The 22205-nt window shown below is 67.9% G+C and carries 20 protein-coding genes; 9 read left to right on the plus strand and 11 right to left on the minus strand.

The features are described from left to right. Window positions 1–61: 61 nt before the first annotated feature. The 7 genes from ACF8ME_RS01935 to ACF8ME_RS01965 all read right to left on the minus strand — a co-directional run bounded on the left by ACF8ME_RS01935 (window position 62) and on the right by ACF8ME_RS01965 (window position 7874). Complete coding sequence (locus ACF8ME_RS01935) at window positions 62–1378, minus strand: DUF3422 family protein (protein WP_016445737.1); 1317 nt, start codon at window positions 1376–1378, stop codon at window positions 62–64. A gap of 153 nt (window positions 1379–1531) precedes the next feature. Beyond that, window positions 1532–3043, minus strand: coding sequence for a tripartite tricarboxylate transporter permease (locus ACF8ME_RS01940; RefSeq protein WP_392415054.1), 1512 nt, complete (start codon window positions 3041–3043; stop codon window positions 1532–1534). 15 nt (window positions 3044–3058) lie between these two features. Further along, window positions 3059–3547, minus strand: a complete 489-nt coding sequence (locus ACF8ME_RS01945) for a tripartite tricarboxylate transporter TctB family protein (RefSeq protein WP_160851317.1) — start codon at window positions 3545–3547, stop codon at window positions 3059–3061. Window positions 3548–3743: 196 nt separating this feature from the next. Next, the gene (locus tag ACF8ME_RS01950) at window positions 3744–5546 is read right to left on the minus strand and encodes a GspE/PulE family protein (protein WP_016445734.1); all 1803 of its coding nucleotides are present in this window, start codon (window positions 5544–5546) and stop codon (window positions 3744–3746) included. 69 nt (window positions 5547–5615) lie between these two features. After that, window positions 5616–6416 (minus strand): hypothetical protein, encoded by an 801-nt coding sequence (locus tag ACF8ME_RS01955; RefSeq protein WP_016445733.1) that lies wholly within the window; start codon window positions 6414–6416, stop codon window positions 5616–5618. 20 nt (window positions 6417–6436) lie between these two features. Continuing rightward, window positions 6437–6982, minus strand: coding sequence for a DNA-deoxyinosine glycosylase (locus ACF8ME_RS01960; protein WP_046984438.1), 546 nt, complete (start codon window positions 6980–6982; stop codon window positions 6437–6439). A gap of 70 nt (window positions 6983–7052) precedes the next feature. After that, complete coding sequence (locus tag ACF8ME_RS01965; protein ID WP_392415056.1) at window positions 7053–7874, minus strand: TatD family hydrolase; 822 nt, start codon at window positions 7872–7874, stop codon at window positions 7053–7055. 214 nt (window positions 7875–8088) lie between these two features. Between ACF8ME_RS01965 and ACF8ME_RS01970 the strand changes: the two genes are divergently transcribed. Then, window positions 8089–9555, plus strand: coding sequence for a methyl-accepting chemotaxis protein (locus ACF8ME_RS01970; RefSeq protein ID WP_209799619.1), 1467 nt, complete (start codon window positions 8089–8091; stop codon window positions 9553–9555). 43 nt (window positions 9556–9598) lie between these two features. Here ACF8ME_RS01970 and lolD read toward each other — a convergent pair whose 3' ends face one another. The 3 genes from lolD to ACF8ME_RS01985 form a co-directional block, all read right to left on the minus strand. Continuing rightward, on the minus strand, window positions 9599–10315 hold the full coding sequence (gene lolD / locus ACF8ME_RS01975) for a lipoprotein-releasing ABC transporter ATP-binding protein LolD (RefSeq protein WP_013800885.1): 717 nt from the start codon (window positions 10313–10315) through the stop codon (window positions 9599–9601). Next, window positions 10308–11561 (minus strand): lipoprotein-releasing ABC transporter permease subunit, encoded by a 1254-nt coding sequence (locus ACF8ME_RS01980; protein ID WP_034347641.1) that lies wholly within the window; start codon window positions 11559–11561, stop codon window positions 10308–10310. The genes lolD and ACF8ME_RS01980 overlap by 8 nt, the downstream gene beginning before the upstream one ends. 61 nt (window positions 11562–11622) lie before the next feature. Next, a complete protein-coding gene (locus ACF8ME_RS01985; protein ID WP_392415488.1) occupies window positions 11623–12093 on the minus strand; it encodes a MarR family winged helix-turn-helix transcriptional regulator in 471 nt (156 codons plus the stop codon). 180 nt (window positions 12094–12273) lie between these two features. Here ACF8ME_RS01985 and ACF8ME_RS01990 point away from each other — a divergent pair, with 180 nt between their 5' ends. From ACF8ME_RS01990 to ACF8ME_RS02020, 7 genes are all read left to right on the plus strand, one after another. Then, window positions 12274–13305, plus strand: a complete 1032-nt coding sequence (locus tag ACF8ME_RS01990; protein ID WP_392415058.1) for a tripartite tricarboxylate transporter substrate binding protein — start codon at window positions 12274–12276, stop codon at window positions 13303–13305. 44 nt (window positions 13306–13349) lie between these two features. After that, window positions 13350–14675, plus strand: coding sequence for a sulfatase (locus ACF8ME_RS01995; RefSeq protein ID WP_279494457.1), 1326 nt, complete (start codon window positions 13350–13352; stop codon window positions 14673–14675). Window positions 14676–14741: 66 nt separating this feature from the next. Further along, window positions 14742–15740, plus strand: a complete 999-nt coding sequence (locus tag ACF8ME_RS02000) for a phosphoglycerate mutase (protein ID WP_392415060.1) — start codon at window positions 14742–14744, stop codon at window positions 15738–15740. 10 nt (window positions 15741–15750) lie between these two features. Next, window positions 15751–17469: a single-stranded-DNA-specific exonuclease RecJ gene (gene recJ, locus ACF8ME_RS02005; RefSeq protein ID WP_310041467.1), complete on the plus strand. Its 1719-nt coding sequence runs from the start codon at window positions 15751–15753 to the stop codon at window positions 17467–17469. A 98-nt stretch (window positions 17470–17567) separates the two neighbouring features. Further along, a complete protein-coding gene (locus ACF8ME_RS02010) occupies window positions 17568–18248 on the plus strand; it encodes a CsgG/HfaB family protein (protein ID WP_016445723.1) in 681 nt (226 codons plus the stop codon). After that, window positions 18245–18619 (plus strand): DUF4810 domain-containing protein, encoded by a 375-nt coding sequence (locus ACF8ME_RS02015; protein WP_016445722.1) that lies wholly within the window; start codon window positions 18245–18247, stop codon window positions 18617–18619. The genes ACF8ME_RS02010 and ACF8ME_RS02015 overlap by 4 nt, the downstream gene beginning before the upstream one ends. A gap of 1 nt (window position 18620) precedes the next feature. Further along, on the plus strand, window positions 18621–19283 hold the full coding sequence (locus ACF8ME_RS02020) for a DUF799 domain-containing protein (protein ID WP_017407772.1): 663 nt from the start codon (window positions 18621–18623) through the stop codon (window positions 19281–19283). 57 nt (window positions 19284–19340) lie between these two features. Here ACF8ME_RS02020 and ACF8ME_RS02025 read toward each other — a convergent pair whose 3' ends face one another. Beyond that, entirely contained in the window at window positions 19341–21113 is a 1773-nt protein-coding gene (locus ACF8ME_RS02025) for a methyl-accepting chemotaxis protein (protein ID WP_046984442.1), read from the minus strand. Window positions 21114–21324: 211 nt separating this feature from the next. Between ACF8ME_RS02025 and ACF8ME_RS02030 the strand changes: the two genes are divergently transcribed. Next, window positions 21325–22188, plus strand: a complete 864-nt coding sequence (locus ACF8ME_RS02030; RefSeq protein ID WP_016445719.1) for a 3',5'-nucleoside bisphosphate phosphatase — start codon at window positions 21325–21327, stop codon at window positions 22186–22188. Window positions 22189–22205: the final 17 nt, after the last annotated feature.

The following is a 22205-nucleotide window of genomic DNA, read 5'->3' on the forward strand; positions in this document are numbered from 1 at the left end:
TCACGCCAAACGTGAGAAAACGTGAACTCGCCGGCACACCGGCGAGCCCCTGGCGCTGCCTTCAATGCGCGCCGCCGCCGTGCTGGCCACGGAACAGCCTGTGGTGCAGCCTGCGCAAGGACCACCACACACCCAGCGCCACCACGGGAATGGCGACGGCGGCCGTGCTCTCCGGCGACCAGGGCCAGCCCAGGGCCTTGGCGCCCTTGGCCAGATAGCTGATCAGGCCCGTGAAGTAGTAGGTGATGGCGGCCACGGACAGGCCTTCCACCGTGGACTGCAGCTTGAGCTGCATGTCCTGGCGCTGGTTCATGGCGCCCAGCAGTTGCTGGCTGCTTTGCTGCTGCTCGATCTCCACGCGCGTGCGCAGCAGGCTGCTGACGCGCGAGACGCGCTCGGACAGCGCGTTCTGCCGCCGCGCCGCCCATTCGCAGGTGCTGCGCGCCGGCGTCAGGCGCCGGTCCATGAACTCGCGGATGGTCTGTATGCCGTCGATGCGTGATTCCTGGATGTCCTGAATGCGCTTGTCCACCAGCTCGAAATAGGCCGCACTGGCGGAAAAGCGCGAGTGCGTGGTGGCGTACTCGCTCTCCACCTGCCCGGCCAGGCGCGTGAGCCGGTCCAGCAGCGCCGGCTCGGCATCGCGGTCCGCCAGGCGGATGGAATGGGCCAGGGCCGCCAGGTCCCGCTCGGCCGTGGCCAGAACGGCAGCGGCCTGGCGGGCGGCAGGCAGGCCCAGCAAGGCCGCCATGCGGTAGGTCTCGATCTCCAGCAGGCGCTGCACCAGCCGCCCCAGGCGGCGCGGCGACAGCGATTCACCGGCCAGCAGCAGCATGCGCGAGAAGCCATCGGCATGGATGGCGAAGTCCGTGTAGACCTTGCCCGCATCGCCGGCCACGCGTGCGCCCACCAGCGTGTCTTCCTGCAGCAGGTGGCGCACCAGGTGCGGCTCGTTGATCGCCTGTTCCTGCAAGGCCCACAGGTGCAGGCCGCTCAGGCACTGGCCAGGCAGTGCAGCCAGCCAGTCGCGCGGCACGTAGTCGATGGCGGCCTCGGGCTCGCGCACATCGTCCATGCCGGCCTGCGACATGGGCTTGCTGAAGGTCCAGCAGACGAATTCCGTGTGCAGCTCCCAGCGCAGGTGAAAGGCGCCCAGATCGATGAGCACATGCGTGGTCGCCGCATCGGGCGGGGGCAGGTGGTGGTTGCGCAGCAGGGTGGCCACATGGGCGCGGCTGGCCTCGCGCTGGGCCGCGTCGGTGAGCATCACCACGTGGGTGATGGCCAGCGGCGCCTGCATTTCCTCGGCTGGACGCGCATGGATCTCGTTGTGCAGCAGCACGCGCAGCGGGTGCTGGGATGACAGAAGTGGGGACATCGTGACCTCGAAAGACTGCGCGCTATTGTGCAGGCACGGGCGCTGCGTCCTCCTGCCATCCGGGATCAACAGCTTTCACGTGCATTTCTCGTCGACGCAAAAAAAAACGGCCCCGAAGGGCCGTCAAGCAACATGGTTGCAGCGCTGAGGCGATCAATCCTCGACGAATGCTTCTTCGCGCTTGTTCTTCACTGCGGGCATCAGCACCACCACCAGCAGCACCACGGCGGCGAGCAGCAGGCCGGCCGAGATCGGACGGGTCACGAACACGCTCCAGTCGCCACGCGACAGCAGCAGCGCACGGCGCAGGTTTTCTTCCATCATCGGGCCCAGGATGAAGCCCAGCAGCAAGGGAGCCGGTTCGGTGCCCAGCTTGTGGAACACATAGCCCACGAAGCCGAAAATACCCACCATCCACACGTCCCAGGTGTTGTTGTTGGTACCGTACACGCCGATCGCGCAGAACAGCACGATGGACGGGAACAGCCAGCGGTAGGGCACGGTCAGCAGCTTGATCCAGACGCCGATCAGCGGCAGGTTCAGGACGATCAGCATCAGGTTGCCGATCCACATCGAGGCAATCAGGCCCCAGAACAGCTCGGGGTTGCTGGTCATCACCTGCGGGCCCGGCTGGATGTTGTGGATGGTCATCGCGCCCACCATCAGCGCCATCACGGCGTTGGGCGGAATGCCCAGCGTCAGCAGCGGGATGAAGGAGGTCTGCGAACCTGCGTTGTTGGCCGACTCGGGCGCGCACACGCCACGGATGTTGCCTTGGCCGAAGGGGACTTCGCCCGGCTTGAGCTTGGTCTTCTTCTCGATGGTGTAGGCAGCAAAGGCCGACAGCATGGCACCGCCACCGGGCAGGATACCCAGGGCAGAACCCAGGGCCGTGCCGCGCAGCATGGCAGGCAGCATGCGCCTGAAGTCCTCGGCGGTGGGCATCAGGCCCGTCACCTTGGCTGCGAACACTTCGCGCTCGTCCTCGGGCTTGGACAGGTTGGCAATGATTTCGCCGTAGCCGAACACGCCCATGGCGATCACGACGAAGTCGATACCGTCGGTCAGTTCGGGAATGTCGAAGCTGTAGCGGGCCACACCGGAGTTCACGTCGGTACCGACCATGCCCAGCAGCAGGCCCAGCACGATCATCGCAATGGCCTTGAGCAGCGAGCCCGAAGCCAGCACCACGGCGCCGATCAGGCCCAGGGTCATCAGCGAGAAGTACTCGGCAGGGCCGAACTTGAAGGCCACTTCCGTCAGCGGAGGCGCGAAGGCGGCCAGGATCACGGTGCCCACGCAGCCTGCGAAGAACGAGCCTATGCCTGCGGCAGCGAGAGCGGGTCCCGCTCGCCCCTTTCTGGCCATCTGGTAGCCGTCGATCACGGTCACCACGGACGAGGATTCACCCGGCAGGTTCACCAAAATGGCGGTGGTCGAGCCACCGTACTGCGCACCGTAGTAGATACCGGCCAGCATGATCAGCGCCGCCACCGGAGGCAGGGCGTAGGTCGCTGGCAGCAGCATGGCGATCGTTGCCACGGGGCCGATGCCTGGAAGCACGCCGATGAGCGTACCGAGCAGACAGCCGACGAAGCAGTAGATCAGGTTCTGGAAAGTGAAGGCGACGCCGAAGCCGGTCGCCAGGTTCTGAAAAAGTTCCACGGACGATGCTCCTGCTTAGCCGGTGATGAAGCTGGGCCAGACGGGGAACTGCAGATTCAGTGCCCACACGAAGGCCACATAGCTGCCTACGGCAAGGACGGTGGCCAGAATTGCCACTTCCTTGAAGTTGAAGCTATGGCCGCCCAGGCTGGCGATGAACACCAGCGCATAGATGGCGACGATCAGACCGAACTGGGGAATGCCCAGATTGGGAACGCCGACCAGCAGGATGCCGAAGGCAAAGTTCGCGGCCAGGACGAAGAACACCTGCTTCCATGCCCACTTGCCGATCTTGTCACCGCCGGAGGGGCCCTTGGTCAGGCCGGAGAAGCAGATGGCCGTGCCCAGAATGGACATCAGCACACCCAGGATCAGCGGGAAGTAGCCCGGGCCCATGCGGGCACCGGTGCCGATGGTGTAGTTGGTTGCGCCGATCGCAAAAGCGAGGCCTACAACCAAAAACATCACACCGGAAAAAAAGTCTTTCTGACTCTTGATTTTCACGAGAATGTCTCCTTACGGAATCACGACCCGGCGATTTTGCGTTCAGAAAAACTGTGTCCGAATGTGGATTCCACCTACAAAGGGCATACCCTCATGTCCTACCCGCATGAGGAAAAAAGGGTGCCCATGCCAGGCACCCCATCCATCATTGGCAACGGCCTGCGCAAGAGCAGGCACTTACGTTTTTATCCGCCAGTCAGCCCAGCAGGGGCGTGCTGGCCATGACCTCTTGCAGCGTGGTCACGCCTTCGGCCACGCGCAGGGCTCCGGCCAGGCGCAGCGGACGCATGCCGTCCTGCACGGCCTGGCGGCGCAGCGCATCCATGGACGGCGAGGTGTGGATCTGCTGCTTGAGCGCCTCGCTCACGGTCAGCAGCTCGTACAGGCCCATGCGCCCGCGAAAGCCCGTCATGCGGCAATCCACGCAACCCACGGGCTTGTAGGGCTGGTAGCTGCCTGACAGTTTCCAGGGCCGCACGGCCTCGGCCAGCGTGGCGGCCGAAGTCTCCTCGTCGCGCTGCTTGCATTGCGGGCACAGCGTGCGCACCAGGCGCTGGGCCAGCACGCCCAGCAGCGTGGCGTTGATCAGGTAGGGCGGCACGCCCAGCTCCATCAGCCGGCTCACGGCGCTGGGCGCATCGTTGGTGTGCAGCGTGGAGAACACCAGGTGGCCGGTCAGCGCGGCCTGCACGGCCATCTCGGCCGTGGCCAGGTCACGGATTTCGCCCACCATGATGATGTCCGGGTCCTGGCGCATCAGCGAACGCAGTCCCTCGGTGAAGCCGAAGTCCAGCTGCGTCTGCACCTGGGTCTGGTTGAAGCTGGGCTCGATCATTTCGATCGGGTCCTCCACGGTGCTGACGTTGACCTCCTCCGTGGCCACACGCTTGAGCGTGGAGTACAGCGTGGTGGTCTTGCCCGAGCCCGTGGGACCGGTCACGAGGATGATGCCGTGCGGGCGACGCACCAGCTCGTTCCAGCGCTGGGCGTCATGGCTGGTGAAGCCCAGGGCATCCAGGTCCTTGACCGTGTTGTCGGGGTCGAAGATCCGCATCACCAGCTTTTCGCCAAAGGCCGTGGGCAGCGTGGACAGGCGCATTTCCACCTCGTCGCCGCGCGGGTTGCGGGTCTTGATGCGCCCATCCTGGGGACGGCGCTTTTCCACCACGTCCATGCGCCCGAGCAGCTTCACGCGCGAGACCATGGCGTTGAGAACGCCCATGGGCACCTGGTAGACCGGATGCAGCACGCCGTCGATGCGAAAGCGGATCACGCCCTGGTCGCGCCGGGGCTCCATGTGGATGTCGCTGGCGCGCTGGTCGAAGGCGTATTGCCACAGCCAGTCCACCACGCGCACCACGCCCTGGTCGTTGGCATCGAGCTGCTTGCTGCTGTTGCCCAGCTCCACCAGTTGCTCGAAGCTGGCCGCGCTGGCCGCACCGCCGGCCTTCTCAGCAGCGCGCACCGACTTGGCCAAGGCGAAGAACTCGCCCGTGTAGCGCTTGAGGTCCACCGGACTGGCCAGCACGCGGCGCACCTTGCGGCGCGCCTGGCGCTCGACCTCGGCCACCCAGTCGTCAATGAAGGGCTCGGCCGTGGCCACCACCACTTCCTGCGGCGACACCTGCACGGGCAGCACCTTGTGGCGCTCGGCATAGCTGGCGCTCATGATTTCGCCCACGCGGCCCGCATCCACGCGCAGCGGGTCGATGCGCAGGTAGGCCAGGCCGCTGCGGCTCGCCAGGTACTGGGTCAGCTCCTCGATGTCCAGCGCGCGCCCGTCACCGGCCCGGGCCACGCCCACGTTGGCCAGCCGGACCAGCGGGTGCTGGGTGCTCTCGGCCTGCGAGCAGCGCGCCACGGTGCGCTGGGCCTCTTCGGCCGTGATCACGCCGTCGGCCTGTAGCCACTGCACCAGCCTGCGCCAGTCCAGGGGCCCCGAAGGATTGCGCGGAGCGACGGCGGTTGTGGGCTGTGCGGTGGAGGTCGGGTCGGACATGGCGTTGGGCCGGAAGCTGAACTGCGCCCTATGGTAAGCCTGCCGGCCTCCCTGCCCGGCCAGCCCGCTCTACCAGGGCCGCACGAAGATCTTGGGCCAGCGCGTGGTGGGCAGGTCCCAGCGGGCCTGCACCTGGGCGCTGGCGGCCTGCAGCGCTGCGGGGTCGAGCGCGCGCGGGGTGCGCTGGGCCAGTACCACGGTGTTGCCTTCGCGCGTGGGGCGGAAGGCCCACATGGCCTCTTCGCCAAAGGCTTCGGCCATGCGTGCCAGGCTGCGCTCGTAGCTGGAGGTGCGGCCGAACAGGTTGACGGTCATGATGCCGTCCTCGGTCAGCAGATTGCGGCAATCGGCATAGAACTCGGCGCTGTCCAGCACGGGCGCGGCCGCATCGTGGTCATAGAGATCAACGGCCAGCGCATCGACCGTGCCCAGCCACTGGCTCTTGCGGATTTCCTGGGCCGCATCGGCCAGCACCACGCGCAGCGTGTCGCTGTCGGGCGGCAGCTTGAACCAGCTGCGGCACACGGCCAGCACCTGCGGGTTCAGCTCGATGGCCGTGGTGCGCATGCGCAGCTTCTTGTGGCAGAACTTGGTGATGGCCGCGGCGCCCAGGCCCAGCTGCATGGCATGGCGGCCGGCCACGCTGGCGGGTTCCATGAACAGCAGCCAGCCCATCATGCGCTGCACGTACTCCAGCTCGATCTCGAAGGGCTCGCGTATGCGCATGGAGCCCTGTATCCAGGGCGTGCCCAGGTGCAGGTGGCGCACATCGCCATCGTCGGAGACGCTGACTTCGGGCAGCTCGGCGTCTGCGGCGTTGGCGGGAGAGGAAGGGGCGGCCTTGGCGGCGCCACGGGTCTTGCGTATCACGTCGGGAAAAATGGAAAGATTCAGAGCAGTTGATGGAGAGCCAGCGCCTCGCGCCAGGCCTGGACCTTGCGTTCGAAACGCCAGCTCGCGTTGGCCGGGCTGGTCGATGGCAGCTTCACGGCAGCCAGGCCCAGGGCCTGCGTGCGGCCGGCGTGCTTGTAGCTCTCGCCACCGTTGTGCAAGGCCAGCGTCAACTGCGGGCAGTGCGTGCGCAGCCCAGCGAAGTCGTTCACCTGGGCAGCGCGGATGGCGCTGTCCAGGCTGCCTTCGCGCTCGCAGCTGGCGTACACATCCCACAGCCCCAGGCCCCGGGCCAGCAGCCATTCGCAGCGGCCCGCATAGTCATCTCGGCCAGGCTGCGGATACTCGGGCCACAAGGCCTGGAGCAGGGGCCAGAACTGGTTTTGCGGATGGGCGTAGTACTGCTGCTGCTGCAGCGAGCGCAGGCCGGGAAAGCTGCCCAGCACCAGGGCCCGGGTCCGCGCATCGGCCACCGGCGCCAGGCCCTGCCAGCGCGGGGTGCCGGGGGGCGGCAGGTCGGGAACGGTCAAGGACATGGCCGGCATTGTCGCCCAGCACTCGCCGGGCTGCTCGCAGCGGGCGGCAAGACCGCTCATGGGCATGCGCGGCCCAGGCTCAGGCCATGGCGGGCAGGCCGCGCAGCGCGGCACGCGCGTTGCGGCGCGTGGCATCGGCCAGGGCCTGGGGCGTGATGCTGCGCAGTTGCGCAATCACGTCCGCAATGCGTGCCAGCTCGGCTGGCGTGTTGCGGCCCTGGGCCTGGCCCTGGGCACGCTGCCCGGCCGTGGTGTAGAGCCAGTGCGGCGGAATGTCGGGAGCGTCGGTTTCCAGCACCAGCGCGTCCAGCGGCAAGCTGGCTGCCAGCTCGCGCAGCCTGAGCGCGCGGTCATAGGTCACGGCGCCGCCGAAGCCCAGCTTGAAACCCAGGTCGATGAAGGCCTGGGCCTGCTGCACGCTGCCGTTGAAGGCATGGGCAATGCCACCCGCCACAGGCCGCGCGCGCAGGGTCTTGAGCAGCCGGTCGCTGGACTTGCGCACATGCAGGATGACCGGGAGATCGAACTCGCGCGCCAGCGCGATCTGCTGCTCGTAGAACCAGACCTGCCGCTGTGCGTCCAGCCCCGGCACGAAGAAGTCCAGCCCGATCTCGCCCACGGCCACCAGTTGGGGATCGCCACGCAGCCGGTCCAGGGCCTCGCGCAGCGCAGCGATGTCCTGCTCGCTCGCCTGTGGCGTGTACAACGGGTGTATGCCCAGCGCGTAGCTGTCGCCATGGCGCCGCGCCAGTGCCACCACGGCGTCCCAGTGCGCGCGTGCCACGGCCGGTATCACCAGGTGCGCCACGCCCGCAGTGGCCGCCTGGGCGCGCACGGCGTCGCGGTCGGCGTCGAATTCGGGGGCATCGAGGTGGCAGTGGGTGTCTATCCAGGCGGGCATGGCCGCATCATGCCACCGGCCCGGGCGGCGCCCGTCCAAGGGGCAGACGAGGCCCGGAGCAAGGGCAAACCCTTGGCTTATTGCGAGTCGGCTCCGTTTGACAAAATCAATACACGAATGGCTTGCGCCTCCATAAAAATACATAAAGTAACACTTGCACCCCGCATCGGGCTCCCGCATCACCGGCCGGCATGCTTTGGAGAGAGGAATTCCCATGAAGCGCTCAGCATGGAGTCGAATCCTGGACCTCGGTGGCGCACGCCGCAAGGCGGAGCTTGACGGGCAATTGGCCGCCATACACAAGTCCCAGGCGGTGATCGAGTTCGACCTGCAAGGCCATGTGCTGGCTGCCAACCAGAACTTCCTGGACACCATGGGCTACGAGGAGCACGAGGTCATCGGCCAGCACCACCGCATGTTCGTGGACAGCCAGGTCAGCGAATCCCCCGAATACGCCCAGTTCTGGCAGCGCCTGGGCAGCGGCATCCACGATGCGGGGCGCTACCGGCGCATCGCCAGGGATGGGCGCGATGTCTGGCTGCAGGCCAGCTACAACCCCATCTTCGACCGGCATGGCCGGCCCTTCAAGGTGGTGAAGTACGCCACCGACATCACCGAGCAGCAGCGCCGCAACGCCGATGCCGAAGGCCAGCTGGCGGCCATCTCCAAGGTGCAGGCCATCATCGAGTTCGACCTGGACGGCAACATCCTCCATGCCAACCGCCTGTTCCTGCAGGCCATGGGCTACACGCTGGACGAGGTCGTCGGGCGGCACCACAGCATGTTCGTCCAGCCCCATGAGCGCCAAAGCGCCGAATACGCGCAGTTCTGGCGCAAGCTGGGCAGCGGCCAGCACGATGCAGGCCAGTACCTGCGCATCGGCAAGCACGGCCGCCAGGTCTGGATCGAGGCCAGCTACAACCCCATCCTCGATGCCGACGGCCGGCCCTTCAAGGTAGTCAAGTACGCCCGCGATATCACGCGCCGCTTCACGGCCGCGCAGACCCTGGGCGAGGCCATGCAGGGCCTGAGCGAAAGTGCCGAGCACGCAGGCCAGGCCAATGAACTGGCCCGCCAGGCCTGCCGGGTGGCCGAGCAGGGCGGGCGCACGGTGCACGAGGTCATGGGCACCATGGAGTCCATCAGCGCCAGCTCGCGCAAGATCAACGACATCATCGGCGTGATGGACGGCATCGCCTTCCAGACCAATATCCTGGCGCTGAACGCCGCCGTGGAGGCGGCCCGCGCCGGCGAGCAGGGCCGGGGCTTTGCCGTGGTGGCCGGCGAGGTGCGGGCACTGGCGCAGAACAGCGCCGCCGCCGCCAAGGAGATCAAGCAGCTCATCCACACCTCGGTGGAGCAGGTGGCTCTGGGCGCCGAGCAGGTGCGACAGGCCGGCGGGACCATGCAGGAAATCGTGGATTCCTCCCACCAGGTCACGGCCATCATGGGCGACGTGGTGCAGGCCTCCATGGCGCAGTCTGCGCGGCTGCGCGAGGTCACGGCCGACCTGACGGCCCAGAGCGTGAACATCGGCGACACGCCCCGCGCGCAACCCGTGCGCAAGTCGCTGCCGGCGGCCATGGTTCCCGAGGCCCCGCAGATCAAGGCGGCGCCAGCGCCCACCGTGGTGCCTGTGCGCACGCCGCACATGGGCGGCAAGCTGCTGCGCATGGCCTGACGCCGGAGCGCGCAGGACGGCGCACGCAGGACCCAGTACAGGGTCAGGCCAGCTGTCCCTGCACCAGGCGCACCATGCGGTCGCAGCGCGCCGCGAGCTGCTCGTCGTGCGTGACCATCACAAAGGCCGTGCCATGGCTGCGCGCCAGCTCCAGCATCAGGCGGAACACGGTGTCGGCCGTGCTGCGGTCCAGGTTGCCGGTGGGCTCGTCGGCCAGCACGCAGGCCGGCTGGGTGACCAGGGCGCGGGCAATGGCCACGCGCTGGCGCTCGCCCCCCGACAGTTCGGCCGGACGGTGCAGCATGCGTTCGCCCAGGCCCACGGCCGCCAGCATGCGTGCGGCGCGCTCCATGCACTCGGCCCGGTCGTCGCGGCGTATGCGCAGCGGCATGGCCACGTTGTCCTGGGCGCTGAATTCGGGCAGCAGATGGTGGAACTGGTAGATGAATCCCAGGTGCCTGTTGCGCAGCGCACCCTGCTTCTGGGCGCTGAGTTCATGCAGGGGCTCGCCCTTGAGGGTGACGCTGCCGCTGGTGGGGGCGTCCAGCCCGCCCAGCAGGTGCAGCAGCGTGCTCTTGCCCGAGCCCGAGGCGCCGACAATGGCCAGCGTCTCGCCCGCACGCACCTGCAGGTCGACACCTGCCAGCACCTGCACGTTGAGCCGTCCTTCGGCGAAGCGCTTGGTCAGGCCGCGCGCATCGAGGACCACGGCGCCCTGCTGGGACACTTCGAAACCGGGCATCACATTCACTTCATTCATAGCGCAGCGCCTCGGCGGGGTTCACGCGGCTGGCGCGCCAGCTCGGGTAGATGGTGGCGACAAAGGCCAGGACCAGGGAGATCACGGCGATGGGCATGATGTCGCTGTACTGCGGATCGCTGGGCATCTTGCTGATCAGGTAGATGTCCTTGGGCAGGAAGTTGGCATGCAGCAGGCGCTCGATGGCCGGCACGATGACATCGATGTTGAAGGCAATGCCCAGGCCCAGCAGCAGGCCCGCGAAGGTGCCGATGACGCCCACCATGGCGCCCTGCACCATGAAGATTCCCATGATGCTGGACGGCGAGGCGCCCAGCGTGCGCAGGATGGCGATGTCGGCGCGCTTGTCGGTCACCGTCATCACCAGCGTGGACACGAGGTTGAACGCAGCCACGGCCACGATGAGCGTGAGGATGATGAACATCATGCGTTTTTCCAGCTGCACGGCCGCGAACCAGGTGCGGTTCTGCTGGGTCCAGTCGCGGATCAGCAGGCGGTCGGTGATGGTGTGGGCCAGTTCCATGGCCACGCGCGGCGCCTCGTGCAGGTCCTTGAGCTTCAGGCGGATGCCGGTCGGCCCTTCCAGGCGGAACAGGCGCTGCGCGTCCTCGTAATGCATCATCACCAGGGCCGAGTCGTATTCGTAGTGGCCGGAGTCGAAGGTGCCTGCCACATGCATCTGCTTGAGGCGGGGCACCACGCCGGCCGGCGTGACCTGGCCGCCCGGGGCGATCAGCGTGACCATGTCGCCCTGGCGCACGCCCAGCGAGCGCGCCAGCTCCACGCCCAGCACCACGTTGAACTCGCCAGGCACCAGGCGCTGGAGCACCTCGGCATTGGTGGCGGCCACGTCGGTGACCTCGCCCTCGCGCGCCGGATCGATGCCGCGCACCAGGGTGCCCTTCATGTCCTCGCCACGCGCCAGCAGCGCCTGGGCTGCGACGAAGGGGGCGGCGCCCAGCACGTCGGGGTTGGCGCGCGCCTCGCGCATGGTGCGCTCCAGATCGGGCAGCGCCGCGCCCTGGGGCGCGAAGATCTCGATGTGCGAGACCACGCTGAGCATGCGGTCGCGCACTTCCTTCTGGAAGCCGTTCATCACGCTGAGCACGATGATCAGCGCTGCCACACCGAGGGCGATGCCCAGCATGGAGACGCCGGAGATGAACGAGATGAAGCCGTTGCGGCGCGTGGCGCGCCCGGCCCGGGTGTAGCGCCAGCCGACGGCCAGTTCGTAGGGAAATTGCATGGGCATGCATTGTGTCATCGCCCGCAGGCCCTGCATGGCGGCAGGCTTTGCCGTCGGCGTGTCAGCGCCGGTGCCGTCCGCGGTCCACGCGCGGCAGGGCGTCGTAGCGGCCCTCCGCCTCCAGCGTCAGCGCATGGCGCTGCAGCCTGGCCAGCAAGGTATCGAATTGTGCGAGCTCCTCGTCGCTGAGCACCGACACCAGGTCCAGATGGATCTGAGCCATGCGCGGCAGCATCAGGCCGTACATGCGCCGCCCCTCGGCCGTCAGCGACACGGCCACGCGGCGGCGGTCGCCGGGCAGGGGGCTGCGCTGCACCCAGCCCTTTTCCTCCAGCCCGCTGAGGGCGCGCGAGGTGCGCGCGCGGTCCAGCTGCGCGCGTTCGGCCAGCTCCGACGACAGCAGGCCCTCGTTGGCAGCCACCGTGGCCATCACGCCCCACTCGCGGCGCGTGATGCCGAAATGCGCCTCGCACATGCGCATGGCCACGCCGCCGGCCGCACCAAAGTAGCGGTTGATGCGAAACAGCAGCATCTGCTGGATGGACGTGGGGGCTGGACGGGTATTCACGGGGAACAGTTGATTAGATCAATTGCTGCAGGGACTTCTACAGTGGCCCCGTCCGGAAAGGAGACAACGGGAGCCACCGTCCGGAGCCGGCTTGGGGATTCTCGCAAAGCCCGGCGCACCCGCAGCGCAGAAAGTTCGCCGACCATGTTTTCCCTGTTCCAAGCCACCCATGCCACCCATGCCACCCATGCCTTGCGCAGCCCGCTGCTGCGGGCCGGCCTGGCCCTTCTGCTGGGCCTGGGCTCCGGCGCTGGCGCCCGGGCCGATGCGGCCGCCGATGCTGCCGCCTGGCCCGCCAAACCCGTGCGCATCGTCGTCGCCTTCGCGCCCGCTGGCGCCGCCGACATTCTGGCGCGCAGCCTGGGCGAGGTACTGCAGCGTGAGCTCAAACAGCCCTTCGTCGTGGACAACCGGCCCGGCGCGGGCGGCAACATCGGCACCGACAACGCGGCCAAGGCACCCGGCGACGGCTACACGCTGCTGGTCGGCATCGACACGACCTTCACCGTCAATCCCTTCATCTACAAGAGCATGCCCTTCAAGGGCACGGACCTGCGCCCCGTGATGATGATCGCCTCGCAGGGAATGATGGTGGCCGTGAATCCCCGCACCGGCCTCAGGACCCTGGACCAGTTCATCGCCCAGGGCAAGAGAAGCGGCCTGACGCTGGGCTCGGCCGGCTACGGCACGCCGGGCCACCTGGCCTCGGCCATCCTCACCCATGCCACGGGCGCCAAGGTCAGCCACGTGCCCTACAAGGGCAACGCCCCGGCCAGCACGGCCGTGCTGGCGGGCGAGGTGGACGGCGGCATCATCAGCTCCTCGGCCATGCTGGGCCAGGTGGCGGCCGGCAAGGTCGTGCCGCTGGCCGTGACCACGCGCCAGCGCAACCCGCTGGTGCCCGGCGTGCCCACCGTGGGCGAGCTGGGCCACAAGGACCTGGAGCAGGAAGTGCTGTTCGCCCTGTGGGTGCCGGCCGCCACGCCCGAGCCGCTGGTCGCCAGGATCCAGTCCGCGCTGGAAAAGGCCATGAAGGATCCGGCGCTGCGCGAGCGCATGCGCGCCAACGACCTGTTCTACGAAGGCCTGACCGGCCCGGCCGCCGCCGAACGCATACAGGCGCTGGCCGACCGCTACCGGACCGTGATCCAGTCCACCGGAATGAAGATGGAATGAGCGCCGCCGCTTCCCGCCCACGACCCTGCACAGAGCGCATTTCCATGTCCCGTCCCAATATCCTTTTCATCGTGGCCGACGACCTCGGCTATGCCGACCTCGGCTGCTACGGCGGCCGCGCGGCCGACTTCGGAGCGGTGTCCCCGGTGCTCGACCGCCTGGCCGCCAGCGGCCTCAGGCTCACCCAGGGCTATGCCAACTCGCCCGTGTGCTCTCCCACGCGCTTTGCCCTGGCCACGGCGCGCTACCAGTACCGCCTGCGCGGTGCGGCCGAGGAGCCCATCAACAGCAAGACACGCGGCACGCCGCTGGGCGAGAAGCTGGGCCTGCCGCCGGACATGCCCACCGTGGCCTCCATGCTCAGGGATGCGGGCTACCGCACGGCGCTGATCGGCAAATGGCACCTGGGCTACCCGCCGCACTTCGGCCCGCTGCGCTCGGGCTACGAGGAATACTTCGGCCCCATGTCGGGCGGCGTGGACTACTTCACCCACCTGAGCAGCTCGGGCCAGCACGACTTGTGGGTGGGCGAGGAGGAACACCATGACGAGGGCTACCTGACCGACCTGCTGTCGCAGCGCAGCGTGGACTTCGTCCACCGCATGGCCCAAGGCGATGCGCCCTTCTTCCTGAGCCTGCACTACACGGCGCCGCACTGGCCCTGGGAAACGCGCGAGGACCGCAGCACGGCCGAGGCACTGGGCGCAGGCATTGCCCACCTGGACGGCGGCAACATCCACCAGTACCGCCGCATGATCCACCACATGGACGAAGGCATAGGCTGGATCGTCGAGGCGCTGCGCGCCAACGGGCAGCTGGACAACACCCTCATCGTCTTCACCAGCGACAACGGCGGCGAACGCTTCTCCGACAACTGGCCCCTGGTCGGCGGCAAGATGGACCTGACCGAAGGCGGCATACGCGTGCCCTGGATCGCGCACTGGCCGGCCGTGATCGCACCGGGCCGCAGCAGCCCCCAGCACTGCATGAGCATGGACTGGTCGGCCACGGTGCTGGATGCCGCCGGCGTGCAGGCGCCAGAGGGCCATGCGCTGGACGGCATCTCGCTGCTGCCCGTGCTGCGCGCCGAAGATGCCGAATTCCCACGCACCCTGCACTGGCGCATGAAGCACCGCGGCCAGCGCGCCCTGCGCGATGGCGACTGGAAGTACCTGCGCGTGGACGGCATCGACTACCTGTTCGACCTGGCCGCCGACGAGCGCGAGCGCGCCAACCAGGCAGTGCGCGCGCCCGAGCGTCTGGCCGCCATGCGCAGCGCCTGGGAAGACTGGAACCAGGGCATGCCGCCCATCCCCGAGGACGCCACGGTCAGCCTGGTCTCTTCGGCCCGGGACATGCCCCAGCGCTGAACCGCGCTCCAAGGGGAAAAACGAAGGCGCCGGCACTGCGGCACCCCATGCCCGACAATAGCGGCCATGCTTTTGACCGCGCCCCTGGTGTCCTCCACCCAAGCCCCGCTGGAGGAAACGACCGAATGGATCATTCCCTATGCCGGCGGTCCGTCCTCGGATGCAGCGGATGACGCTGCCGTCGCGGCCGCCTGGGGCGGCCTGGAGCTGCCCCATCTCCAATCCCTGCTGGCGCTGATGCAGCCCGCGCCCGCACAGACCGGCTCGGAGATGGATTTTTCTCCCCCCCACGAACGCGCCCTGGCGCACTCGCTGGGCCTGCCCGATGCACCGGGCCTGATTGCCTGGGCCGCCTGGCAGGCCGGTGAGACGGCGCAGGCCTGCGCCTATTTCACGCCCTGCCACTGGCACATAGGCGCAGACCAGGTGCACCAGAGCGATCCCGCCACCACACCCCTCAGCGATGAGGAATCCCGCCAGCTGCTGGCCCTGCTGGCGCCCTGGTTCGCCGACGACGGCATCGTGCTGGAGTACCAGCAGCCGCAGCGCTGGCTGGCGCGCGGTGCGCTGTTCGATGACCTGGCCACGGCCTCCATGGACCGCGTCATCGGCCGCGATGTGCGGCCCTGGCTGCCCGATGCGCAGCAGGCGCGCGCCCTGCACCGCCTGCAAAGCGAGGTGCAGATGCTGCTCTACACCCATGTCTTCAACGACGCCCGCGCCGCCCGCGGACAGGTGCCCATCAACGCCTTCTGGGTCCACGGCGCCGGGCGCCTGCAGCCCGGCACGGCCACCGGCGCCAAGGCCGCCGTGCAATGCCTGGACGACCTTCACGCCGCAGCCCTGCAGGGCAACCCCGCTGCGTGGCGCGAGGCCTGGAAGGCGCTGGACGCCGGGCTCATCGCCCGCCTGCTGGAGCGCGTGCGCGCAGGCCACCCGCTCACGCTGACGCTGTGCGGCGAACGCCATGCCATCGCATGGAGCAGCCGCCCGCCGCGCTGGCTGGACAGGCTGACGGGCCTTTTCGGCCCCCGCGCCCTGCCCGACCTGGGCCGCATGCTCTGACACACTGCCCATGAAAATCATTCCCCGCGAGATCCCTGCGCAGCAGGCCTGGGCACTGCGCCAGGCCGGTGTCCACCCGCTGCTGGCCCAGCTCTACGCCGCACGCGGCGTGTGCTCCGCCGACGAACTGGACGACACGCCCGCGCGCCTGCTGGCCCCCTCGGGCCTGCTGGGCATGGACGCCGCCGTGCGGCTGCTGGCCGATGCCATAGAGCGCGGCCTGCGACTGTGCATCGTGGCCGACTACGACTGCGACGGCGCCACCGCCTGCGCCGTGGGCTGGCGCGGCCTGCGCATGCTGGGCGCGACCGAGGTCGGCTACCTGGTGCCCGACCGCGTGGTGGACGGCTACGGCCTGACACCCCCCATCGCGCGCCGTGTCAAGGAAACCGGCGCCGACGTGATGGTCACCGTGGACAACGGCATTGCCAGCGTCGAAGGCGTGGCCGAGGCCAAGTCCCTGGGCCTGCAGGTGGTCGTCACCGACCACCACCTGCCCGGCAACCACCTGCCGCTGGCCGATGCCATCGTCAACCCCAACCAGCCCGGCTGCAGCTTCGAGAGCAAGTCCATGGCCGGTGTCGGCGTGATGTTCTACGTGCTGCTGGCCCTGCGAGCCGAACTGCGCGCGCGCGGCCGCTTCGACAAGGCCAGCCAACCCCGGCTGGAGGCCCTGCTGCCCCTGGTCGCCCTGGGCACGGTGGCCGACGTGGTCCGGCTGGACGCCAACAACCGCCGCCTGGTCGCCCTGGGCCTCAAGCAGATACGCCGGGGCCAGATGCAGCCGGGCCTGCAGGCCTTGTTCGACGCGGCCGGCCGCAAGGCCTTTGCGGCCACCACGTTCGACTTCGGCTTTGCCCTGGGCCCGCGCATCAATGCAGCAGGCCGGCTGTCCGACATGACCATCGGCATCGAGTGCCTGACCACAGACGATGCGGGCCGCGCCGCCAACCTGGCCCAGATGCTGGACGCCATCAACCGCGAGCGCCGCGAGCTGGAAGGCGGCATGCGCGAGCAGGCCCTGCTCATGGCCGAGGGCCTGTGCACGGACGGCATGACGCCGCCGGCGGCCATCAGCGTGTTCGACCCCGATTTCCACGAAGGCGTGGTCGGCATCGTGGCCTCGCGCATCAAGGACCGCATGCACCGGCCCAGCTTCGTCTTCGCAGCCAGCGGCGCGCCGGGGCACGAGCATGAACTCAAGGGCTCGGGCCGCTCCATTCCCGGCTTTCACCTGCGCGACGCGCTGGACCTGGTATCCAAGCGCCACCCTGGCCTGCTGCTGCGCTTCGGCGGCCACGCCATGGCGGCCGGCTGCACCATTGCCGAAGCCGGATTCGCCGTGTTCGAGAAGGCCCTGGCCCAGGTGGCCCAGGAATGGCTGGACGCGGCCACGCTGACGCGGCGCATAGAAACCGACGGGCCTCTGGACCCGGATTTCCGCAAGCCGGAAATGGTCGAGCAGCTCAATCTCGCGGTCTGGGGCCAGGGCTTTGCGCCCCCCACCTTCAGTGAACAGCTGGAAGTGCTGTCACAGCGCCTGGTCGGGGAAAAGCACCTGAAACTGCAATTGCGCCATCAGGGCGAAACCGTGGACGGCATCTGGTTCGGCCATACCGACCCGCTGCCGTCATCGGCCTGCATTGCATTTCGCATGGACATCAATGAATGGCGCGGAGAGCGCAAGGTGCAATTCCTGATCGAGGGCGTTCATTCGGACATTTCCTAGAGATCCCAGCGGCCCTTCACGACGCCGCTCGGTTAATATCCCCGGTTTTTTGCAACAATTTATTGCAAATTCATTCCAAGAAAACCGGGGAAAAACTCATGACTTCTCGCCTGTGGCCTTGCACGGCCATTGCCATCACCCTGGCCGCCGGCCTTTCCGGCTGCGCCACCACCGAGCAATCGCGCACGCTTGAAACGGCCAAACCCGCTTCTGCATACAGCGCCTATCAAGGCCCGCGCAGCCCCATTTCCGTGGGCAAGTTCGACAACCGCTCCAGCTTCCAGCGCGGCATTTTCTCGGACGGAGTCGACCGCCTCGGTGGCCAGGCCAGAACCATCTTGGTAACCCACCTGCAGCAAAGCGGCCGATTCAGCGTGCTGGACCGCGACAACATGTCCGAGACCCGCCAGGAAGCGGGCTTCAACCGGCAGGAGCAGGCGATCAAGGGCGCCACCTACGTCGTGACCGGCGACGTGAGCGAGTTCGGCCGCAAGGTGGTCGGGGACCGCCAGTTCTTCGGCGTGCTCGGCCGTGGCAAGGAGCAGGTGGCCTATGCCAAGGTCAGCCTGAACATCGTCCGGGTGCAGACCTCCGAAGTCGTCTATTCGGTGCAGGGCGCAGGCGAATACAGCCTGTCGAACCGGGAAATCGTGGGATTCGGCAGCACGGCCGGCTATGACTCCACACTCAATGGCAAGGTGCTGGATCTGGCCATCCGCGAAGCCGTGGACAAGCTGGCGGCCGGCATGGACAGCGGTGCATGGAAGCCCGCGCAATGAAGCAGATTCCCCATTCGGCCGCAACCCTGGCTGCACTGGCCATTTGCGCCTCGTTGGCCGGCTGCGCCGCACCGCGCCAGCCGCTGTATGCCTGGAACGATTACCAGCCCCAGGTCTATCAATACCTCAAGGATGACGGAAGCACAGGCGCCGAGGACCAATTGCTCAAGCTGGAAGAAACCCGCCTGAAGGTGCAGGCCGAGGGAAAGGCTTTGCCCCCCGGCTATCGCGCCCATATGGCCATGCTGTATTCCCGGACCGGCAACAACGAAAAGACGGTCCAGCAATTGGCAGAGGAAAAGCAGCATTTCCCCGAATCCGCCAAGTTCATGGACACGCTGCTGCAAACCTTCACGGCCCGCAAGGATTGAGATGCGCCTGAGCACACACATCAAGACCCTGGCCCTGGCCATGACCGTCGCACTGACCGGGTGCGCCACCACTGCGCCCTATGACTATTCGGCACTGCGGGCATCCAAGCCTGCATCCATCCTGGTCATGCCCGCGCTGAACCAGTCGCCGGAAGTGAATGCGCCGGCGGGCGTGCTGTCGCAGATCACGCTGCCGCTGGCAGAGGCTGGCTACTACGTCCTGCCCGTGGCGGTCACCGAGGAGATGTTCCGCCAGAACGGCATCGTCAGCGCCGACGATGCGCAGGAACTGCCCGTGGCCAAGCTCCGTGAAATCTTTGGCGCCGATGCGGCCCTGTACCTGAACATCCGCAACTACGGCACCAGCTATGCGGTGATCAGCAGCGCCTCGGTGGTCACACTGGACGCCAAACTGGTGGACCTGCGTACCGGCACACAGCTGTGGGACGGCAGCGCCACGGCCTCCAGTGCCGAAGGCCAAAGCTCGGGCGGCGGACTGGTCGGCATTCTGGTGACGGCACTGCTCAACCAGATCCTGGACACCATGAACGACCGCAGCGTGCAGATCGCCTCCATCGCCAACCAGCGCCTGCTGTCGCCCATGGCGCAGCGCGGACTGCTGCCGGGCCCGCGCTCGCCCGACTACGGCAAACCGCGCAACTGACGAAGGCCTGCAGGCCGGCGCACATGCACGCGCCGGCCTGCATCCCCGCTCCTCCCGCTAGAAGGTCTCCCAGTCGTCGTCCGCGCCGGCCTTGGCAGGTGCCCGGGCGGGCGCCTTGGCCACAGGCGGCTGGATCTGGGGCGCCGGTGCATTGCGCACGGCGGCAGCCGGGCGTGCCGCGGGCGCGGGGCGCGCCGCCGCTGCAGGGGCTGCTGCCGGTCGGCGCGCCACGGCGGCTGAACTGGCGGGCGCCTGCGCCCGGGCCGGTGCCAGCGCACTGCCTTCCTGCCCCAGCTTGAACACCGCCACCACCTCGGACAGGCGCCGCGCCTGGTCCTGCATGGCCAGCGCAGCCGCGCTGGATTCCTCGACCAGGGCCGCATTCTGCTGCGTCATCTGGTCGAGCTGGCTCACGGCCTGGTTGACCTGGCCAATGCCGTCGCGCTGCTCGGTGGACGAGGCGGTGATCTCGCCGATGAGGTCGCTGACGCGGCGCACGCTGGAGACGATTTCCTCCATGGAGCGCCCCGCCTGCTCCACCTGCTGCGAGCCCGACTGCACGTTGTCCACGCTGGTGGTGATCAGCAGCTTGATCTCCTTGGCGGCCTCGGCACTGCGCTGCGCCAGCGAACGCACCTCGCCGGCCACCACGGCAAAACCCCGGCCCTGCTCGCCGGCGCGGGCCGCTTCCACGGCGGCGTTGAGCGCCAGGATGTTGGTCTGGAAGGCAATGCCGTCGATCACGCCGATGATGTCGGCGATCTTGCGGCTGCTGTCCGTGATCTGCTGCATGCTGGTGACCACCTGGGCCACCACGGCACCGCCCTGCTCGGCCGCCTGCGCGGCCGTGGCGGCCAGCTGGTTGGCCTGGCGCGCCGTATCGGCCGACTGGGTGACGGTGGCCGTCAGCTCCTCCATGCTGGCCGCCGTCTCCTCCAGATTCGCCGCCGTCTGCTCGGTACGCGAGGACAGGTCCTGGTTGCCGCTGGCGATCTGGTTGGAAGCCGTGGACACGGACTCCACGCCCGAACGCACCTCGCCCACCACGCCGCGCAGCCGCTGGGCCATGCCGTTGAGCGCCTGCAGCAGATGGCCCAGCTCATCGCCCCGGTTGCTTTGCACCGACCCCGTGAGATCGCCTGCGGCAATGCCGTCGGCCAGCGCCACGGCCTGGTCCAGCGGCCGTGTGATGGAACGCATGATGGCCATGCCCATGAACAGGCCCAGGGCCACGATGAGCGCGCTGGCCAGGGCGCCGATCCAGTAGGCCCGGGTGCGGTGGGCGACGCCCTCCTCGCGCGCCAGCTCGCTTTGGCGCTCCTGCTGCTGCACAAAGGCTTCCTGCGCCGTGTTGTAGCGCTCGGCCGCCGGGCGCAGCTGCTTTTCCACGATGTCGAAGGTGGAGGCGAAGTCGCTGGCCTTGCGCGCATCCTGGGCCGCCGAGTTGGCCTTGAGCGTTTCCCGGCGCTCGGCCGCCACGGCCTCCAGCGCCTGCTTGCCCTTGGCATCGAGCTGCAGCTCGCCCACCTGCTTTTGCAGCACGTTGATGCGTTCTATGCCCTTGCTCATCAGCGCGCGCTGCTGCGCGGCCAGCGTCTCGTCGGGTGACATGGCCGCGACGATGGAGCGCTCCACGCTCATCTGGGTCAGATGCCGCCACTCGCGCGCCAGCGTGGCGCCGCGCTGCGCGGTCATCACGTCGGTGTTGATCTTCTCGTTGACTCCGTGCAGATAGAACAGGATGCCGCCGTTGACCGCCAGCATGCTCACCAGCAGTCCCAGCACCAGGGCCCAGAGTTTCTGGGCGACGGTGATTTGATTCAGATTCATGGAAAAACCGATCTTTTTTCTAACAATGCCGGAGCTTGGCCATGGCGCCCCGCCGACCTTCGCTCCGGGCAATCATTCTTGTCCACCCTTGACGGCGCCTGGCTGATCATCGTCATGCCGCTGTCACTATTGAGGGCGGTAAACCCGCACTCAGGGAAGTCCCCAGCCGCAGCGCCAGGCTCGGAAAAGGACCGACACCTACAATGGGCCGGTGCCCAAGTCCTATCTGAATGCCGATCTGCACAGCCACTCCGTGGTCTCGGATGGAACGCTGACGCCTGAACAACTGGCCGAACGTGCCGCGGCCCGCGGCGTGCAGCTGTGGGCGCTGACCGACCACGACGAGGTCGGCGGCCAGCACCGCGCAGCCGCCGCAGCGCGCGCCTGCGGCCTGGACTACCTGACGGGCGCAGAGATCTCGGTGAGCTTTGCAGGCACCACGGTGCACATCGTGGGCCTGGGCTTTGACGCAGACGACCCGGCCCTGGTCGAAGGCCTGCATGCCACGCGCGACGGACGCGGTCCCCGCGCCCGCGAGATGGCCCGCCAGCTGGAGCTGGCCGGCATTGAAGGCAGCTACGAAGGCGCGCTGCGCTTTGCCGGCAATCCCGCGCTGATCTCGCGCACGCATTTCGCACGCTTTCTCGTGGAATCCGGCCGCTGCCGCGACACCGGCGAGGTGTTCCGCCACTACCTGACCGAAGGCCATCCCGGCTACGTGCCCCATACCTGGGCGCGCCTGGCCGACGCCGTGCGCTGGATCACGCAGGCCGGCGGCGTGGCGGTGATCGCCCACCCGGCCCGCTATGCGCTGACGGCCAACGAGGAGTACGCGCTGTTTTCCGAATTCAAGGCCCATGGGGGCCAGGGCGTGGAGGTCGTCACCGGCAGCCACCGCCCCAGCGAGTACGCCGTCTATGCCGACATGGCCCGCGAGTTCGGCCTGGCCGCCTCGCGCGGCAGCGACTTCCACAGCCCCGAGGAGTCGCATACCGACCTGGGCGACCTGCCCTACCTGCCGGGCCAGCTGACGCCGGTATGGGAACTGCTGGGCGAGCGCATTCAGCCGGCCTGAGCCCTTCCCGCAAACAA

This window comes from Delftia sp. WSY_7 (assembly GCF_043104845.1).
In the GTDB taxonomy this organism is placed as follows: domain Bacteria; phylum Pseudomonadota; class Gammaproteobacteria; order Burkholderiales; family Burkholderiaceae_C; genus Comamonas; species Comamonas tsuruhatensis.

What these genes read in the sequence shown, in the direction of transcription:
- ACF8ME_RS01985 (WP_392415488.1), bottom strand. Translation starts at nt 12,093, where the DNA reads ATGCTGCTGTTTCGCATCAACCGCTACTTTGGTGCGGCCGGCGGCGTG.
- ACF8ME_RS01995 (WP_279494457.1), top strand. Translation starts at nt 13,350, where the DNA reads ATGTCCCGTCCCAATATCCTTTTCATCGTGGCCGACGACCTCGGCTAT.
- ACF8ME_RS01970 (WP_209799619.1), top strand. Translation starts at nt 8,089, where the DNA reads ATGAAGCGCTCAGCATGGAGTCGAATCCTGGACCTCGGTGGCGCACGC.
- ACF8ME_RS02010 (WP_016445723.1), top strand. Translation starts at nt 17,568, where the DNA reads ATGACTTCTCGCCTGTGGCCTTGCACGGCCATTGCCATCACCCTGGCC.
- ACF8ME_RS01965 (WP_392415056.1), bottom strand. Translation starts at nt 7,874, where the DNA reads ATGCCCGCCTGGATAGACACCCACTGCCACCTCGATGCCCCCGAATTC.
- ACF8ME_RS01950 (WP_016445734.1), bottom strand. Translation starts at nt 5,546, where the DNA reads ATGTCCGACCCGACCTCCACCGCACAGCCCACAACCGCCGTCGCTCCG.
- ACF8ME_RS02015 (WP_016445722.1), top strand. Translation starts at nt 18,245, where the DNA reads ATGAAGCAGATTCCCCATTCGGCCGCAACCCTGGCTGCACTGGCCATT.
- ACF8ME_RS02020 (WP_017407772.1), top strand. Translation starts at nt 18,621, where the DNA reads ATGCGCCTGAGCACACACATCAAGACCCTGGCCCTGGCCATGACCGTC.
- ACF8ME_RS01960 (WP_046984438.1), bottom strand. Translation starts at nt 6,982, where the DNA reads ATGCCGGCCATGTCCTTGACCGTTCCCGACCTGCCGCCCCCCGGCACC.
- ACF8ME_RS02025 (WP_046984442.1), bottom strand. Translation starts at nt 21,113, where the DNA reads ATGAATCTGAATCAAATCACCGTCGCCCAGAAACTCTGGGCCCTGGTG.
- ACF8ME_RS01990 (WP_392415058.1), top strand. Translation starts at nt 12,274, where the DNA reads ATGTTTTCCCTGTTCCAAGCCACCCATGCCACCCATGCCACCCATGCC.
- ACF8ME_RS01935 (WP_016445737.1), bottom strand. Translation starts at nt 1,378, where the DNA reads ATGTCCCCACTTCTGTCATCCCAGCACCCGCTGCGCGTGCTGCTGCAC.
- ACF8ME_RS01980 (WP_034347641.1), bottom strand. Translation starts at nt 11,561, where the DNA reads ATGCAATTTCCCTACGAACTGGCCGTCGGCTGGCGCTACACCCGGGCC.
- ACF8ME_RS02000 (WP_392415060.1), top strand. Translation starts at nt 14,742, where the DNA reads ATGCTTTTGACCGCGCCCCTGGTGTCCTCCACCCAAGCCCCGCTGGAG.
- recJ (WP_310041467.1), top strand. Translation starts at nt 15,751, where the DNA reads ATGAAAATCATTCCCCGCGAGATCCCTGCGCAGCAGGCCTGGGCACTG.
- lolD (WP_013800885.1), bottom strand. Translation starts at nt 10,315, where the DNA reads ATGAATGAAGTGAATGTGATGCCCGGTTTCGAAGTGTCCCAGCAGGGC.